Below are 17656 nucleotides of genomic sequence, written 5' to 3'. Positions count from 1 at the left end.
CAACGCCGAACCAGGAACCAACCGGGGTGCTTGGGGCTTGTTGCGGCAACATTTTGCCGTGGCAAGAGCGGAGATTCCAGTGCTGATACGGGCAGGCTACAACATCGCGTTCCATTGCTTTCAAGACACCCCGATGAACCTGATGCTCAGCGTGCATCCGTCGCGGATGCAACACATCATCGGCGAGCATCGCATCCGGTTCTCGCCGCAGGTCGAAAGCCGCGACACCCTCGACATGTTCGGCAACGTTTGCACCCGCATCGTGGCGCCGCCCGGCAAGATCGAGATCAGCAACGATTTCCTGATCGAGGATTGCGGCCTGCCGGATCCGGTGGCGCCGGGGGCGCGGCAGCTTCCGGTCGCCGAACTGCCGGACGACGCCCTGATCTATCTGCTCGGCAGCCGCTATTGCGACACCGACAAGCTGTCGAATCTCGCCTGGTCGTTGTTCGGCGGCATCACCTCGGGCTGGGAACGGGTGCAAGCCATCGTCGACTACGTGCACAACCGGATTTCGTTCGGCTACCACCACGCCCGTTCGGATCGCACCGCCTCGGAAGGCCATGCCGAGCAGGTTGGCGTCTGTCGCGACTTCGCACATCTGGCGGTGACGCTGTGCCGCTGCATGAACATTCCGGCGCGCTATTGCACCGGCTATCTCGGCGACATCGGCGTGCCGGCCGATCCGGCGCCGATGGATTTCAGCGCCTGGTTCGAAGTCTATCTCGACGGCAGCTGGTACACCTTCGACGCCCGTCACAACCATCCGCGGATCGGCCGCATCGTGATCGCGCGCGGCCGCGATGCCGCCGACGTGGCGATCTCCACCAGCTTCGGGTTCGCCGATCTGGTGAAGTTCGAAGTCATCACCCATGAGGTGAACGACCAGCAATGGTCGCGCGTCGCCTAGAGCTATCCCGGTTCTGATAGAATCAAAACCGGAGCTCAAGATTCTTAGTTTGACGCGTTTTCTTCACGGGAAGCGGAGCCCACGTCGCGCGAAAACGCTAGGGGCCTCATCATCGCAAAAACAAAACGGCGGAGGGATTTCCCTCCGCCGCCGCTATTATTAAAGCAACCGACGATCAGAAGGTGATCGTGGTGCGGACGCCGAACACATAAGCGTCGTCCACCACCGAACCGTCGTCGCGAACCAGGGTGCCGCCGGCCGGCTTGGAGATGTACTGGAAGTCCGGCTGCACGGTCCACCACGGATTGATCTGGGCGATGTAGCTGACCTCGAGCACGGTTTCGCCGGTGCGTCGCAAGGAGTCGTTGTCGAAGCTGTAAGCGACGGCCTCCTTGCTGATCTTGGAATGCGCCACACCGACCGTCAGGGTATCGGCCTCGCGCCCGGGAACGAAGCCTTTGAAGCCGAAGCCGGCGTCGATGTACCAGGCAATCACGTTGCGATCCGACGGCGTCCAGCCGCCGCGGACGAAGACGCTGGTGCTGGCGTCCTTGCCGCGCCACAGCATCTGGTCGACCACACCGTACATGCCCCAGTCGGTGCTGCGATCGATCTGATAATATTGATCAAGGAAGCGATCGCCGGTGTGATACCAGGCGCCGAGCTTGTAGGAGCCGGCGAGCCCCGTGGCATCCTTGGCCTGGTTGAAGTTGTACTGCGCCTCGCCGAGCCAGAACGCGCCGCCATCCAGGCTGAACGTCGTGCCGTAGCGGTTGCAATCGCGCTGCGGATTGTCGCTGGTGCAGTTCTTGCCGCCCGGATCGCCGGCGAAAACCGCGCCGAGCAGCGAGATGTTCTCGGTCGGATTGACCTGCAGCCGCACGCCGGGGGTCGCCAGCGGATAGGCCGGGCCGCCGCTCGGCAGGTTCGCCGCCATCAGCGCGGCCCAGCCGAAGGTGCCGTTGATCAGCCCGCCCGCCGTGGTGCTGACCAGAAATTCGTCGTCGCCGGCGAGCTGGCCGAGGCGGATCGAGCCCCAGGTGCCGAACTCCTGCTGGAACCAGGCGGTGAACAGCCGCGTGGTGCCGTAAGCGTCGATGTTGCTGGGGTCGGCGAACGAGCCGACATAGCTCGCCGCGTTCTGGCCCTGCGCGCTGTGGATCTGGAAGGCACGGACCTGGGTCTTGGCGCCGGCCCAGCCGACCAGCTTCTCCAGGTCGGTGCTGACGGTGACGTCGAGCCTGCCCTCGTAGGTGGCGTAGGTGCCGCCGGTCGGCTTGACGCCGCCGGAAACGCCGAGGATTTCGCCGATATAGACCACGCCGATTTCGATGCCCTTGTCTTCCAGCGCGGTGCGGACGCCGCCCCAGGTGCCGGTGAGCTTGTCGCGCTCCTCAAGGCTCTTTTCCTGCGCGGCGGCAGTGATGACGCTGCCCGCCAGCAAGCCGGTTGCCAACAGCGCGGTCGCGCAAGCGCGCGGCGCGGTGAAATGTCTGTGTCGCGTGTAGCTCATTCTGTCCCCCAATCGATCTTCGACGCGTACCAGACGGCCCCGGCAGGGTCAAAGGCTAACCCACTGATCTTGCACACTATTAGAGCTTTTCTAGATGGTATTTCCGCACCGCGATACAACCAAAGTCGCATGACGAAAGACGGTTCGGCACCGCTTTTCAGCGAGCCGCGCTGCAATGCACAACTTATCCGATACTGAAACTCAGAAACGCCAGAACAACGTGGCCCACACCGCGCCGCTGGCGGCGACGGCGAAGCCAAGCGGCAGCATCGCCGCGACGCGGCGAATCATGGCGCCACTGTAGAGAGCCGAGATCTGCCAGCCTAGCCAAAGAGACCACGAGGCCGCACCGATCAGCAGCGCCGCGCGCAGCGGCCCGACAAAGCCGAACACCAGGCCGTCGTTGCGCAACAGCGACACCGTGGTCATCGACAGCCCGAGAAATACCCCGCAGGCAGCCAGCGGGATGAAGCTCTGCACCAGATGGTGGAAGCGCGCGGTCGACCAGCGGTCGAGCAGCCGCGTCGCCAGCGCCGCACAGGCCGCGACCAGGCCGCCGGCGCCGGCCGCCATGCCCACCAGATAGCCGACCAGCACCGCGCCATCGAGCAACGACATCGAGTCGTTGAGGTCGGGATAGTTGGTCAAGATCCACCACGGCGCGGTCCATTCCAGCGGCCAAATCACGCCCTGCTCGACCAGAAACTCGGCGATCGTCTGCTTGATGGCGACGAAGGTGGCGCTGCTGGTCCAGTGAAACGCGGCGGCTGCGACGCCGAGCAGCCCGAACAGGATCAGCATGGTCTCCACCGGACGCGGCTCGGCGCCGGCGACGTGGACGATTTCGTGGCTCGGCGAGCGCCGCGCCAGGGTGACGGCGCCGCGATAGCCGCTGCAGCGGCCGCACATATGGCACGAACTGCCGCCCTTCATGGTGCGGATCGGCACCAGCGGCGCGCAGTTAACCAGCTGCGCGGCACCGCGCGCATGCGGCTTCTTCCAGTTGTCCCAGGCCTGGCTGTCGACCCGGAAATGCACCGGGGCGAGCTTTGACAGCACCGCGAACACCCCGCTCACCGGGCATAGGAAGCGGCACCACACCCGCTTGTTGCGGCCCCACAGCGCCGCGGTGGCGATCGCCGCCACCGTCGAGAATCCGAGAATCACCAGCGCCGGCTTGGGATATTGATAGACGCTGACCATCTGGCCGTAGATCGTGGTGGCGGCGAAGGCGACGAACGGCCAGCCCTTCCAGCGCACCCAGCGCGGGATCGCAAGACCCCGGCTACGCCGACTCATCGCTTCGGTCATCGAGCCTTCCGGACACAGCACGCCGCACCACATCCGGCCGACCAGCACCGTGCTCAGCAGCACGAACGGCCACCACAGCCCCCAGAACACGAATTGCGCGAACAACGTGACATTGGTCCAGATATGCGCGGCGCCGGACGGCAAAGGCAGCAGCGTCGGCACGATCAGCAACGACAGATAGACCACCACGACGCCCCATTGCGCGGAGCGGATGCCGCGCTGGTTACGCATCAGCCAGTCGCCGATCTCGTGAAGCGCCGCGTCGACGCGGCCTTCAGATCGGTTCAGGGTCAATGTGTCGCCGGGCTCCCTCATGCGGTTTTGGTCCGTGCTCGGGGCCAGAACAGTGCCCAATAGATCAATCCCCAATACACCCCATAGACCAGCACCTGCATCAGGTCGGGTCGGGCGCGATACCCTGTCAGCGCGCCGATCAGCCCGCCGATCGGGCCGGAGTCCGGCAGGATCGCCGAGGAATCCCACAACCGGCGCGACAGCGTTGGCAGAAAGCCGAGATCGATCAAATTGTCCACCCCGGTGACCAGCAGCGACGCCGCCAAAAACAACAGCAGAATCTCGGTGATGCCGAAGAAGGTCTTCCAGGACATGACGCGGCTTCCGACCTGCAGCAGATAATACGTGGCTACTGCAAGAACGAAGCCAATAATCGCGACCGCCAACGGCGCGGCGATCTGGCCGCTACGCGCCGCGGCCAGCGTCCCATACAGAAACACCACGGTCTCGCTGCCCTCGCGGGCCACCGCGATCATCGCCAACACGAACACGCCCCACCAGTTGGAGCGATCGGCAGCACTTTGCAGCGAGGTCTCGATGTCGCGCTTCAGGGTGCGGCCGTGGCGGCGCATCCAGAACACCATCTGCACGATCAAGGCGGCGGCGATCAGCACCGCGCCGGTCTGATAGGCGCGCTGCGCGTCGTCGGGCAGCGTCTCGCCGAACAGCACCAGCACCACACCGAACACCACCGACAGCAACAGCCCGGCGGCGACGCCGCTCCACAGATAGATCTTGCCGCGCGCGGCATCGACCTGCTGCCGGGTCAGCCAGGCATTGAGAATCCCGATCACCAGCAGAGCCTCGACGCTCTCCCGCCAAATCACAAAGGCCACGTTGCCGAGTTGTCCGCCCAAAGGCCCTCTCCGTCCGCTATTTGGCGACCAGGACCGCCGGCGGCGCATCCAGATGGAAGTCGTCGAAGAAATCATATTCGCCGGGATCCAACGTGCGGATCACCAGCGTCGAACTGGTGCCCGGCGCCAACACCTTCTCCTTGCGCAACTCCTTGCTTTCGAACTCGGCCGGCTCCTGGCCGAGATTGTGCAGGTCGAGCTTGAAGCGGGTATTGGCCGGCACTTCGAGCCGCGACGGCGTCACCTTGCCGTCGCGAAACTCGATGCGGAACGACGGCTCGTCGTCGGCGCGCGCGGTTGCGGTTGCAGCCAGCGGCAAGAGAATCGCCGCCACCAACAAAAACACCGGACGGCGCGTGGAGCACGCCGTCCGGCCAGTTTTGCGAAGAAGATTCATACGTTCAGAACCTAACTACACTTTCGAGTTCGCCCGTTCAGAGCAAATGCGTCGCAACTGCTTCGCCGATTTTGCTGCGCCGCGCATTGATCTGCGTCAGTAGGCACCCTTCTTGCCAGTGCCGGCATAGGTGAACTCGTATTCCACCGTGAACGGCTTGAACCAGGGAGCGACGCCGGTTTCCTTGTCAACGTGACGGCCGAAATGGCTGCCATGCGGATCACTGCCGGGGGGCGAGACGTTGAATTTCAAGGTGTATTTGCCGGGGCCCGAGAGCTTGACGTTGTCGCCGTAATGCGGACCGTCGTTGGCCACCATCGCCATGGCGTCGCCCTTGAGGCCTTCCTTTTCGCCGGCCTTGGTCAGCTCATAGGTGACATGCAGATAGCCGACCCAGTCGCCCTGGGCATAGCCGTTCTTGTTGCCCTTCAACGCCTTGATATCGGCTTCGATATGGACGTCGGATTCCTTGGCGTCGCGCATCACGCCGGGCGGTTCCATCTCGATCGGCTGCAGGTACACCGCAGCGACCTCAACGCCGGCATCCGCCACGCTCTGCGGCTTTCCGATCGGATATTCCTTGGCCATCGCAGCCGAACCCACGAGAGCAACGGCGGCTCCCAACGCGGCAGTCACAACGAAACGACGCATTCTTCTTTCCCCTTGAATCGCGCCCCTGGGCGCGCCTGATCGCCGCGACCCTGCCAATGGGAACCGTTCGCGTCAATCAATCTATATTAGAATATCAATAGGTTAGAAGCGCTCAAAAGTGCCCAAAGGCGGCGTTCTGATACCGATTTCGCGCGCCATGCTGTTGGGAATACCGCTGGCGGTGCGGCCGTCAGGGCTGCGGTTCCGGCACCAGCATCACCGGGCGGTTGGAGCGCCGGCCGACGATGTCGGCGACGCTGCCATGGACGATGTCGGTCGGATCGTCGTGGTGACGACCACCGAGCACGATCAGCCGGGCATCGAGGCCCTCGGCGTGATCCAGAATCGCTTGTGGCGTTCTTGCGGCAACCTCCTCCCGCACCGAGCCAGCTGCCTGCAGCCCGGCGTCGCGCAGCTGCGCCAGGGCCAGATCGAGAATCGCGGCGCAGCCCGTGGAACTCTCCGCTTCGGCGGCTTCGCCCTCGACCAGTTCCAGCGGGCAGACGTGCAGCACCTCGATCGGCGCTCCCAGCGCCAGCGCCGCCTTGGCGGCGCGGGCCAGGATCGCCCGGTCGTTGGCGGTGCCGTCGACCGCAACCAGGATCGGCCCGCTGGCGGTGACCGGCGCATGCACCGTCTCGGCCACCGCGACGTGCTTGGAGGCGAACCGGCCGAGATTGCCGCGCATCGCCAGCAGCACGCCGGCCGCGACCAGGGCGGACACCGCCGCGACCATGAACGACGCCGAGGCGCCGACATGCTCGGCGATCTTCGGCGCGGCATAGGGCGCGATCACGCCGGCGAACCAGCGCACGAAATTATAGGCCGCCGAGGCCACCGGGCGCGGAAACGGCGAGATTTCCAGCGCCATTTCGGTAAACACGGTGTTGTTGATGCCCATCACCGCGCCCGACAGCACCACCGCGGTCACGATGATCGCGGCCGAGCCGTAGGCCATGCCGAGCAGCAACACCGCCAGCGCCACCAGATTGCCGACGCCGAGCGCCAGTGCGCTGAATCTGGTCTGCAGCCGCGGCGCCACCAGCACCGAGAACACCGCAAGCGCCAGGCCCCAGCCGAAGAAGATCAGCCCCACGGTGTGCGCCGAGGCCTGCAGCACGAACGGCACGAAGGCCAGCACGGTGAAGAACGCGTAATTGTAGAAGAACGCGCTGCCCGCCACCGACAACAGCCCGCGATGGCCGAGCGCCCGGATCGGATCGATCAGGCTGGTTTTCCGCGCCGCCTTGGGCTGCGCCTCGAGAAACAGTGCGATCGCGGCAAAGCCGATCGTCATCAACGCCGCGGTGCCGAAAAACGGATAGCGCCACGACAGGTTGCCGAGCGCCGCACCGAGCAGCGGGCCGACCGAAATGCCGAGCCCCAGCGCCGCCTCATACAGCAGAATCGCGATGGCGGTGCCGCCGCTGGCCGCCGCCACGATCACCGACAGCGCGGTGGCGACGAAGAACGCGTTGCCGAGCCCCCAGCCGGCCCGGTACAGCACCAGCTCGGTCACCGAATGCGAGGTGCCCGCCAGCGCCGCGAAGCAGGCGATCAGCGCCGCGCCGAGCAGCAAGGTCCACCGCCCACCGATCCGGCTGGAGACGAAGCCGGTGACCAGCATCATCACCGAGGTCACCGCGAAATAGCTGGTGAACAGCAACGACACTTGGCTCGGGGTGGCCTGTAATCCCTCGGCGATCGAGGTCAGGATCGGATCGACCAGGCCGATGCCCATGAACCCGACCACGGCGGCGAAGGCGGTGGCCCAGACGGCGCGGGGTTGGCGGAAGAAGCTGGAACCGACGTCGCCGGCAGGGGCGCTGGACATGACATGCTCTCGGGTAATTAGATGTGTCATACAGCTAAATGACCGATCGCCGCAAAACAAGATGTATGATACACCTAAAATCGCAACCGTGACCCGCGCCGGCGTCTGCCCCTATAATCGGCGCCCGCCCTCCTCGGCCACGCCCGGAACATCGCCATGAGTTCGCCCCCCACAACATCCGCTCCCGCCGGCAGCGACGCCGCCGATCTGGTCGAAACCATCGAGGCGCAGATGTCGTGGCTGGCGCGCGGGCTGGAAGCCGCGCAGCGCCGCCGCGCCTACCCGCTCGACCGCGCGCAATATCTCTTGCTGCTGATCGTGCACGCCCACGGCCCGCAGACGGTGATGGAATTGGCCGACCGGCTGATGCTGGACGGCTCGACGGTGACCCGGCAGGTCGCGGTGATGGAAGAGCGCGGGCTGATCGAACGTCACGCCAATCCGGCCGACGGCCGCAGCGTGCTGATCCGCGAAACCGCGTTGGGCGCGCGCGACGCCGGCACGATGCGGCAGATGCGGCTGCGACGCATGCAGAACCTGTTCAAGGATTGGACCGTTGCCGAACGCAACGCATTCGCAACCTTGCTCGCCAAGTTCAATGCGGCGCTGGCGGCCAGCCTGCGCGCCGAGGAAAGCTGAGCCAGTCACGGCCCGAACCGTAGCGGCCGTTCACTGCGCGCTGATCGGATCGCGCGTGGCGATGCGGCGCCACACAGGCGGCAAGGCCGTCGCGTGAGGCGCTTGGCCGATCGGAGATAATTTTTATCGTCCAACGCCGGATTTTCGCACAATCACCTCACGCTTAGTACGACATTCCAAATCGGCGATTATTTCGAAACGCCCATCCTGCACTCTCGCCTTGAACAATGGAACTCCGGGCGATACGACGCAACCAATACGCACTCATCGTTCGACGTCTCAACTACCCACCACAGCAACACATACGCCACCAGAGGTCCGGCCGCGTGATCGTGGCCGCGCAGGAGATAGGCATGGCCGAAGATACCGATGTCCGACGCACCCTGAGCGAATCCGCGGCACGTCAATTAGCCAATGCGACCAAGACCCGCGCGCAGTGGTCGGGCATTACACCGCGCTGGCTGGTCTCGTTCCTCCCGTGGACGCCGGTGGAAGCCGGTATCTATCGTCTCAACCGGGTCAAGGAAGCGATCGCCTTGAGCGACGCCGACGTGCAGTGCAGCCCGGTGCGCGATCGCGACGCCGACCTGCCCGAGACTTTCGTCGACTACGAAGTGACGCCGCGGGAATATTCGCTGAACGCCGTCACCACCGTGCTGGAAGTGCAGACCCGGGTCTCCGATCTCTACAGCCATCCCTACGACCAGATCCAGGAGCAGCTGCGGCTGTTGATCGAGAAGGTCAAGGAGCGGCAGGAAGGCGAGATCATCAACAACCGTGAATACGGCCTGATTTCCAACGTCGCGCCGACGCAGCGGATCTCCACCCGTGATGGCGCGCCGACCCCGGACGATCTCGACGAACTGATCACCAAGGTGTGGAAAGAGCCGGCGTTCTTCCTCGCCCATCCGCGCGCGATCGCGGCGTTCGGCCGCGAATGCACCCGGCGCGGCGTGCCGCCGCCGACCGCGACGCTGTTCGGCTCGCCGTTCCTGACCTGGCGCGGGCTGCCGCTGGTGCCCTCGGACAAGCTGCCGATCGACGAGAATGGCCGCTCCTCGATTCTCTTGCTGCGCACCGGCGAGAAGCGGCAGGGCGTGGTCGGCCTGTTCCAGCCGGGGATTCCCGGCGAGGTGGCGCCGAGCCTGTCGGTGCGCTTCATGGGCATCAACCGCAAGGCGGTCGCCTCCTATCTGATCTCGCTGTATTGCTCGACCGCGATCCTGGCCCACGACGCGCTCGCCGTGCTCGACGACGTCGACGTCGGCAAGTATCACCAATATCCGTTCACCTATGTCTGAGCCCCACGCGGCCGGCGGCGCCGCGTTGCCGCCAGACCCCGCAGGCTCGGCCTGGCCCGATCCCACGGTGATCGCGAGGCTCGCCAACGCGCTGTTTCAAGCGCCACCGAACCAGCCGCCGCTGAATCAAGCGCCGCCGAATCAGGCCGCGCCGCTCGGCGCGCAAGGCATTCCGGTGGCGCTGCACACCCCGATCTACGCGCCGGCGCCCAGCGTCACCACCAGTGCCGCGCCGTTGGTGCCGGGCAATCCCTCGGCCGGCCCGCCCGACCTGCCGCCGACCACGATTCCCTCGGTGGTGCCGACGCCGAGCGTCACCGCGCCGCAGCCGCCGACGCTGGCCGCGCTGCCGCCGGGCGCCGACGTGCCGCAGCCCGGCTCGTCGCCGGGCGCGGTCGGGCCGCAGGGCGTCGACCTGCAAGCGATCGATCCGCAGGCCGGCGCCGCGCCGCCGTTCAACCTTGGCGACGCGGTGTATTTCGCCCCGCCGGACCGTCGCACCACTCCCGATGCATCGAGCGGCGGCGCCAGCGCCGAGCCCGCCGCGTATTTCCTGTCCGAAGCGCCATTCGCCTCGCATCACGCGCCGCAACCGTCAGCGCCACAGTCGACCCGGCCGCCCGGCGTGGCGCCGACCGGCAGCGGCGATCCGACGCCGCTCGAGGCGGTGCCGACGCAGAGCTATTTCCTGGGCGCCGACCCGGCGCCGACGCCGCCACCGCGAGACGTCGCCAAACCGAGTTCGGACTTCGCGGCGATGACGCCGAATTTGCGTCCGGTGCTGGCGCCGTCGTTCGGCGCTTCCGCGCATCCGTTCGATCCGCACGCCATCAAGCGCGACTTTCCGATTCTGCAAACCCGGGTGCACGGCAAGCGGCTGGTCTGGCTCGACAACGCCGCCACCACGCAGAAGCCGCAGGCGGTGATCGACCGGCTGTCGCATTTCTACAGCCACGAAAATTCCAACATCCACCGCGCGGCGCATGAACTCGCCGCGCGCTCCACCGACGCCTATGAGGCGGCGCGCGAAAAGGTCCGCCGCTTCCTCGGCGCGCCCTCGCCGCGCGACATCATCTTCGTGCGCGGTACCACCGAAGGCATCAACCTGGTGGCGCAGGCCTGGGGCCGGCGCAATGTCGGCGAAGGCGACGAGATCGTGGTGTCGTGGCTCGAGCACCACGCCAACATCGTGCCGTGGCAGCAGCTCTGCGCCGAGAAAGGCGCGCGGCTGCGCGTCGCCCCGGTCGACGACCATGGCCAGATCATCCTCGACGAGTACGAGAAGCTGCTCGGGCCGAAGACCAGGCTGGTTTCGATCACGCAGGTTTCCAACGCGCTCGGCAGCATCGTGCCGGTCACCGAAATGACGGCGATCGCGCATCGCCATGGCGCCTGCGTGCTGGTCGACGGCGCGCAGTCGGTGTCGCACATGCCGGTCGACGTGCAGGCGATCGGCTGCGACTTCTTCGTGTTTTCCGGCCACAAAGTGTTCGGCCCGACCGGGATCGGCGCGGTCTACGGCAAGGATTCCGTATTGGCGCACATGCCGCCGTGGCAGGGCGGCGGCAACATGATCGCCGACGTCACCTTCGAAAAGACGCTCTATCAAGGCCCGCCCGACCGCTTCGAGGCCGGCACCGGCAACATCGCCGATGCGGTCGGCCTTGGTGCTGCGATCGACTATGTCGAGGCGATCGGCATGGCGACGATTGCGCGCTACGAGCACGAGCTGCACGGCTACGCCACCGAGCGAATGCTCGGCGTGCCGGGGCTGAAGATGATCGGCACCGCCAAGGACAAGGCCAGCGTGCTGTCCTTCGTGCTCGCCGGCCACGACCCGGTCGACGTCGGCAAGGCGCTCGACCAGGAGGGCATCGCGGTGCGCGCCGGGCATCATTGCGCGCAGCCAATCCTGCGCCGCTTCGGGCTCGAGGCCACGGTGCGGCCGTCGCTGGCGTTCTACAACACCTGCGAGGACGTCGATGCGCTGGTGGCAACGTTGAAGCGGCTGCAGAGCGGCGCGCCGCGCGGCCGGGTGGTGTGACGGCGCAGTTTATCGCGTGCGGCGCGCATCGATCGCGCGTCGCAACGCATTGCCGAATTACGCATCACCTATCGTCAGTTGTCGGAAGCGATCAACTCATAACGGCGCTGTCATTCCGGGGCGCGAGTTCGTCAGAACGAGCGAACCCGGAATCTGACACTTGGCCAGCGTCCGCCGCGTTGCGAGACTCCGGGTTCACTCGCAGCTTGCGCTGCTCATGCCCCGGAATGACGCCAACATATATCGCGGCCTTTCAACCCAACTAACAACTCGTCAGGCCGGATGTAGCCCGCCGCCCCGCCTCAAATCCCCGCGCCGTCGTCGAAAGTATCGCTACGCGCCTTGGCCTGGGTGACGACGCTGCCGGGCGGCAGGCTCTTGGTCAGCCAGACGCTGCCGCCGATCGAGGAGCCATGGCCGATGGTGATGCGGCCAAGCACGGTGGCGCCGGCATAGATCACCACGTCGTCCTCGATGATCGGGTGGCGATCGCCGCCCTTGACGATGGCGCCGCTGTCGTCAACCTCGAAGCGCTTGGCGCCCAGCGTCACCGCCTGGTACAGCCGCACCCGACGGCCGATCTTGGCGGTTTCGCCGATCACCACGCCGGTGCCGTGATCGATGAAGAAGCTTTCGCCGATTTCGGCGCCGGGATGGATGTCGATGCCGGTCTGCGCATGCGCCAGTTCGCCGATGATCCGCGCCAGCATCGGCGCGCCCAGCAGATAAAGTCGATGCGCGAGGCGGTGGCGGATGATCGCGGCGATGCCCGGATAGCAGAACACTACCTCGTCGAGGCTCTTGGCCGCCGGGTCGCCGTCGAAGGCGGCGCGGATGTCGCTGTCGAGCAAGGCGCGGATCCGCGGCAGGTCGTGTGCGAAGTCGGCGACGAGCTGCAACGCCCGGCATTCCACCTCGCTGCGGCTGAGCTCGCCGCCGACGTCGAGCAGATGCAGCTCGCGCCGCACCTGCTGGCGCAGCGTGCGCAGCGCCTGGTCGAGCGTATCGGCGACGAACCAGTCGACGCCGTCGGGCGACAATCCCGCCGGACCGAAGTGCCGCGGATACAGCGAGGCGACGAGGCCATCGACAATCGTGACGATGGCCTCGCGCGACGGCAATTCGGGGAGCGACCGGCCCCGGTAACGCCGCTTCTGTGAAATTGCCCGAAGGTCCGCGAGCTCGGCGACGATGCCGTCGAGGTCCCAGGATTTGTCCGCAACGATCCGCGGTTCGGGCCGCGCGTTCATGCAGCCAGCACCTGAGCGTCGAACAGGCCTTCGAACAGCACCGAGGACAAATAGCGCTCGCCGGAATCGGGCAGGATCACCACGATGGTCTTGCCGGCGTTCTCCGGCTTCTTGGCAAGCCGCACCGCGGCCGCCACCGCAGCTCCGCTGGAGATCCCGGACAGGATACCCTCCTCGCTGGCCAGCCGGCGGGCATATTGCACCGCGTCGTCATTGGAGACCTGCTCGATGGCGTCGACCAGCGACAGGTCGAGCACGTCCGGCACGAAGCCCGGGCCGATGCCCTGGATCTTGTGCGGGCCGGGCTTCAGCGCCTCGCCGGCGACCTTCTGGCTCAGCACCGGGCTGGCGGACGGCTCCACCGCGACCGAGAGGATCTTCTTGCCCTTGGTGTTCTTGATGTAGCGCGACACCCCGGTGATGGTGCCGCCGGTGCCGACGCCGGACACGAAGATATCGACCGCACCATCGGTGTCGTCCCAGATCTCCGGGCCGGTGGTGGTCTCATGGATCGCCGGATTGGCCGGGTTCTTGAACTGCTGCAGCAGCACGTAGCGGTTGGGATCGGAGGCGACGATTTCTTCCGCCTTGGCGACCGCGCCGGCCATGCCCTTCGGGCCTTCGGTCAGCACCAGCTTGGCGCCGAATGCGATCAACAGCTTGCGCCGCTCCAAGCTCATCGTCGCCGGCATGGTCAGGGTCAACGGAATGCCCTTGGCTGCAGCGACGAACGCCAGCGCGATGCCGGTGTTGCCTGAGGTCGGCTCGACCAGTTCCTTGCCGGGGCCGAGCAGACCGCGCTTCTCGGCGTCCTGAATCAAGGCGGCCCCGATCCGGCACTTCACCGAATAGGCCGGGTTGCGGCCTTCGATCTTGGCCAGCACGGTGGCCGGGGCGCCGTCGGTGATGCGGTTGAGACGGATCAGCGGGGTGTGGCCGATCGACTGCGCGTTATCTTCGAACCAGCGTGACATCTTCCATACTCTCCGTCTTGCCAAGGCGGGCGGCTGAACGATGCGATCGACCGGCCGCGCGCCGATAACTAACAACTGGAGCGAGCGCACGGGCTCGCCGTCGATCGGCTTAATATCATAGGGAACCAGCGCCGGGACATGGCTAACGAAGCGCGATCTGCAATTTGGAAGGAAGCCATCGCCGCAGTCGGCCGCAATGCAAATTCCTTCCACGCAGGCGCCCTGCGGCGACAGGCTTTGTCACCGCTGGCAAAGGCCATCGCCCGATGCCAGATCGCATGGGGATCGGGCCGGCGCGCAACCGGCGCCGTGGGGGACCGACGCTTTGGCCAACTCAAACTTGGACAACCGGCCTCGATCGCCGCGTGCAAGTCGCGGCATCAACAACCACGATCATCGCACACGAAAAATGTTTCCGGTCAGCGGCAGAGCGGAGGTGGATTTTCCAGGACGGGACGCCGGAGATTGGTGGGGGAAGAAGGACTCGAACCTTCGAAGTCATAAGACGGCTGATTTACAGTCTCATCCGCACCATTGGAATCATTGATTTTTGTAACGAATTTTGGGTATTGTGTAAGTTTGAAATTTTCCGCTATTTTTGACCTTTACGTGGTCTACCTACCGTGTTCATAGAGTTCTACCTGCTCGCGCTCAAACTCTGGTTGGCGTCGATCTTCCGATTGGCATCCCGATCTAGATCACCATTCGGCCGCTTGCTGACGGACCATCGCGGCCAGTGCGGTCTCACCCACCACGTCGTCGGACAAGACGGCATTTGCGCGCTCGTATCGCCGCGACCCGCCTCAAACGATCGCGGCCAGATCAACAGCGACGATCGCGAATTCCCGCGCCGCTGCGCAGTCGACGAGATCGTCCGCGGCTCCTACAAACTCTCAGAACGATCTTAAGCTTCTCATCATCTGTCCAGTGGCTACCACGACCAGGTCGCGCCAACCCCGAGAAGTTCAACTTGACGCCGATCATCCCGAAAACGGCGACCTTATTCCACACCGAAATACAGCCGAGTGACATCATCGTAATGGACAATCTCGGCAGCCACAAATCGGCGGCCGTCCGCCGCCTGATCCGAAATGCTGGCGCCAGGCTATGATGCCCGCCGCCGAGCAGGCCAACAGATCTATGCACAAAATGGAGCATCCTGCGAGACGTACCCCTTCCTTTTGTGAAGCGAAGCGGATTTTCGGTCTGCGGTTACTACGCACCTTCACATCGCAAAATACCATGCCGAATGCCGATTCCGGCAAAGGCTCGCGAACCATCGCCGATCTATAAGGAGGCTCGTAGGTCATGCTTAGATGACACGTCCGCAGAACCGCACGATCTCGCAAAGCCGACTTTTCATCGCTAAGACTAGCCCCGTGTCGCGGATCCATCGAGCTAAAGTTCAGCAAAGCTGATCTCGCCGAGAACGAATTGCTAACCATCAATCGTGATCTAGACGGCGATTTTGATCATGGCCGAGCACCTGCCGCGCCTTTTCGATGCGTCGGTCCGCTAGTTGTTGCCCGCCAAATATTAATATTATTGAAATCGCGCGCTTGCACCGTTCGGCGCGCATCCCAGCCGCTTAACAACCGTTTTGATCAAAGCCCACGGGGATTACTCAGTAACCTCCCCAATCGATGAGGCGCCCTGTCGGAACATCCAATCAGCAAGCCGATTGTTCGGGAGCGTTACGCCCTACCGATCACCAGTCATTGACAGGCATAACTGCTGATAATGGTTATTGCCGACTGGATTAACGATCCGCGCCGCCAGTCGATCGACTCGCGCTGAATCAGGGCAGTTTCCGTTAACGAGAGCCACCTAGCCTCGCTGATAAGTAATCGCAACACGACGAAGGCACGTGCATTCAGCGATGCAGATCGGCGATTAAACGGGAGGGAATGCAATGAAATATTCCGACTTCAGATCGGTCACGCTTGCAGGTTTGGCGCTGGCGGCGCTGACATCGACGTCGTCGTATGCCCTAAGCCTTCGCCTACCCAGCATTGGCGTCAGCCTCGGTGGAACGGGCGGCGTGGGTGTTGGCGGGATCAGTGTCGGAACGGGTAGCGTGAGCGTCGGCGGCATCGGCGCGGGCGTCGGCGGGATCGGCGCCGGCATAGGCTCCATTAGCGCCGGAAGCGGCGGCGTCAACGTCGGTGGCGTGGGCGCTAGCATTGGTGGCGTCAGCGGGATAGGCGCCGGCGTAGGCTCAATCAGCGCCGGAAGCGGCGGCGTGAGTAGCGGTGGGGTGGGCGCTAGCATTGGTGGCGTCGGCGGGATCGGCGCCGGCATAGGCTCCATTAGCGCCGGAAGCGGCGGCGTCAACGTCGGTGGAGTTGGTGCAAGTGTTAGTGGAGTCGGCGCGGGCGTCGGCGGCGTCAGCGCAGGCGCCGGCGGCGTGAGTGGCGGTGGCGTCAGCGCCGGTGCCGGCGGAAGCAGAGCAGGCAGCGCAGCCGGCGCAGCCGTCAACGGCGTGGTCGGCAGGGCGTTCGGTGGCGAGAGCCAGATCGGCTTCTTCTCCGGGGCGGCGCAATTGGTCGGACAATCGAGCGAGACCCCACAGGGCGTTGCCGGAGAGGTCAGGCGCATCACCCGCGCGCGCCTGCGGCAGAATCAGGACGGCATCGCCCTCTCAGGAGAGCGAGGCGGACGGATCGCCGTGGCACGCTCCGGAACGCAGGGCGGACGGCGGCTGATCGCGACCAATGTCGTCGGCCAAACTGGACCGCGCCGCGGCGTGGTCACGCTCGATGCGCCGCGCGGCGTCCGGCTCGGACGCGCGGAAGCGGCTCTCACCGCCGCTGCGAATCGAATTCAGGGCGCGGTGCCGGCCCTTCCGGCGCCCGGCGCCGGCAATCCCGGCGGCGTTGCCGCCCCGCTCGCGGCCGGCCTCGCCAATCTCGGCAACGGTGCCCTGCCCGCCCCCGGCATTGGCGGGATTCCGCCACTGCTGAATGGTCTCGGCAACGGCGTCGCGCCGCTGGCGAACGGTCTCGTCGGCAATGCCGGCGGTCAGGGCGGCGGCATCACCTCCAATCTGCAAGGCGCGGCAGCCGGTGCTGCCGGCACGCTGAATGGCATCGGCAACGGCGTTACGCCGCTGGCGAACGGTGTCCTCGCCAATGCCGGCGGTCAGGGCAGCGGCATCGCTTCCAACCTGCAAGGCGCGGCGGCCGGTGCTGCCGGTACGCTCGGCGGTATCGGCAACGGTGTCACGCCCGCGCTGAACAATCTCGGCAACGGCGTTCGGCCCGCGCTGAACAACCTCGCCAACGGCGTTGCTCCGGTGGTCAACGGTGTCCTCGCCAATGGCGGCGGTCAGGGCGGCGGCATCGCTTCCAACCTGCAAGGCGCGGCGGCCGGTGCTGCCGGCACGCTCAACGGCATCGGCAACGGTGTCACGCCCGCGCTGAACAACCTCGCCAACGGCGTTCGGCCCGCGCTGAACAACCTCGCCAACGGCGTTCGGCCCGCGCTGAACAACCTCGCCAACGGCGTTGCTCCGGTGGTCAACGGTGTCCTCGCCAATGGCGGCGGTCAGGGCGGCGGCCTCGCCTCCAACCTTCAAGGCGCGGCGGCTGGTGCTGCCGGCACGCTCAATGGCATCGGCAACGGCGTTACGCCCGCGCTGAACAATCTCGGCAATGGGGTCGCACCGGCGGTCAACGGTGT

Annotated in this window: 12 protein-coding genes and 2 pseudogenes; 6 read left to right on the top strand and 8 right to left on the bottom strand. The window is 65.4% G+C overall.

What is annotated here, in order from left to right; all coding sequences use genetic code 11:
• Window positions 1-79: 79 nt before the first annotated feature.
• A complete protein-coding gene (locus VGC77_RS10995) occupies window positions 80-910 on the top strand; it encodes a transglutaminase family protein (protein ID WP_331171603.1) in 831 nt (276 codons plus the stop codon).
• A gap of 175 nt (window positions 911-1085) precedes the next feature.
• Here the strand turns inward: VGC77_RS10995 and VGC77_RS10990 are convergent, their stop codons facing one another.
• From VGC77_RS10990 to VGC77_RS10965, 6 genes are all read right to left on the bottom strand, one after another.
• Window positions 1086-2423: a carbohydrate porin gene (locus VGC77_RS10990; protein ID WP_331171602.1), complete on the bottom strand. Its 1338-nt coding sequence runs from the start codon at window positions 2421-2423 to the stop codon at window positions 1086-1088.
• 201 nt (window positions 2424-2624) lie between these two features.
• Window positions 2625-4049 carry a 4Fe-4S binding protein gene (locus VGC77_RS10985; protein WP_331171601.1) on the bottom strand — a complete coding sequence of 475 codons (1425 nt, stop codon included), beginning with the start codon at window positions 4047-4049 and terminating at the stop codon, window positions 2625-2627.
• Window positions 4046-4885, bottom strand: coding sequence for an FTR1 family protein (locus VGC77_RS10980; RefSeq protein WP_331171600.1), 840 nt, complete (start codon window positions 4883-4885; stop codon window positions 4046-4048). The genes VGC77_RS10985 and VGC77_RS10980 overlap by 4 nt, the downstream gene beginning before the upstream one ends.
• Before the next feature lie 16 nt (window positions 4886-4901).
• Window positions 4902-5282, bottom strand: coding sequence for a cupredoxin domain-containing protein (locus tag VGC77_RS10975; RefSeq protein WP_331171599.1), 381 nt, complete (start codon window positions 5280-5282; stop codon window positions 4902-4904).
• 96 nt (window positions 5283-5378) lie between these two features.
• A complete protein-coding gene (locus tag VGC77_RS10970; protein WP_331171598.1) occupies window positions 5379-5933 on the bottom strand; it encodes an iron transporter in 555 nt (184 codons plus the stop codon).
• Between the two features lie 190 nt (window positions 5934-6123).
• On the bottom strand, window positions 6124-7767 hold the full coding sequence (locus VGC77_RS10965; protein ID WP_331171597.1) for an MFS transporter: 1644 nt from the start codon (window positions 7765-7767) through the stop codon (window positions 6124-6126).
• Between the two features lie 156 nt (window positions 7768-7923).
• On the opposite strand from VGC77_RS10965, the gene VGC77_RS10960 reads away from it, so the two are divergent.
• The 3 genes from VGC77_RS10960 (at window position 7924) to VGC77_RS10950 (ending at window position 11751) form a co-directional block, all read left to right on the top strand.
• Window positions 7924-8406 carry a MarR family transcriptional regulator gene (locus VGC77_RS10960; RefSeq protein WP_331171596.1) on the top strand — a complete coding sequence of 161 codons (483 nt, stop codon included), beginning with the start codon at window positions 7924-7926 and terminating at the stop codon, window positions 8404-8406.
• Between the two features lie 353 nt (window positions 8407-8759).
• Entirely contained in the window at window positions 8760-9707 is a 948-nt protein-coding gene (locus tag VGC77_RS10955) for a family 2A encapsulin nanocompartment shell protein (protein ID WP_331171595.1), read from the top strand.
• Window positions 9700-11751, top strand: coding sequence for a family 2A encapsulin nanocompartment cargo protein cysteine desulfurase (locus VGC77_RS10950; RefSeq protein WP_331171594.1), 2052 nt, complete (start codon window positions 9700-9702; stop codon window positions 11749-11751). Before VGC77_RS10955 ends, VGC77_RS10950 begins: the two co-directional genes overlap by 8 nt.
• Before the next feature lie 302 nt (window positions 11752-12053).
• Here the strand turns inward: VGC77_RS10950 and epsC are convergent, their stop codons facing one another.
• Complete coding sequence (gene epsC / locus VGC77_RS10945; RefSeq protein ID WP_331171593.1) at window positions 12054-13001, bottom strand: serine O-acetyltransferase EpsC; 948 nt, start codon at window positions 12999-13001, stop codon at window positions 12054-12056.
• Window positions 12998-13975, bottom strand: coding sequence for a cysteine synthase A (cysK, locus tag VGC77_RS10940; protein ID WP_331171592.1), 978 nt, complete (start codon window positions 13973-13975; stop codon window positions 12998-13000). Before cysK ends, epsC begins: the two co-directional genes overlap by 4 nt.
• Window positions 13976-14987: 1012 nt before the next feature.
• Between cysK and VGC77_RS10935 the strand changes: the two are divergent.
• Both VGC77_RS10935 and VGC77_RS10930 read left to right on the top strand, forming a co-directional pair.
• Window positions 14988-15083, top strand: a pseudogene (locus VGC77_RS10935) (IS630 family transposase); the annotation flags it as partial.
• A gap of 804 nt (window positions 15084-15887) precedes the next feature.
• Window positions 15888-17656, top strand: a pseudogene (locus VGC77_RS10930) (hypothetical protein); the annotation flags it as partial.

It is taken from the genome of Rhodopseudomonas sp., from assembly GCF_036404135.1.
In the GTDB taxonomy this organism is placed as follows: Bacteria; Pseudomonadota; Alphaproteobacteria; order Rhizobiales; family Xanthobacteraceae; genus Rhodopseudomonas_A.
Note: the sequence above shows the minus strand (reverse complement) of the source record. Positions and strands in the feature narration are given on the sequence as shown.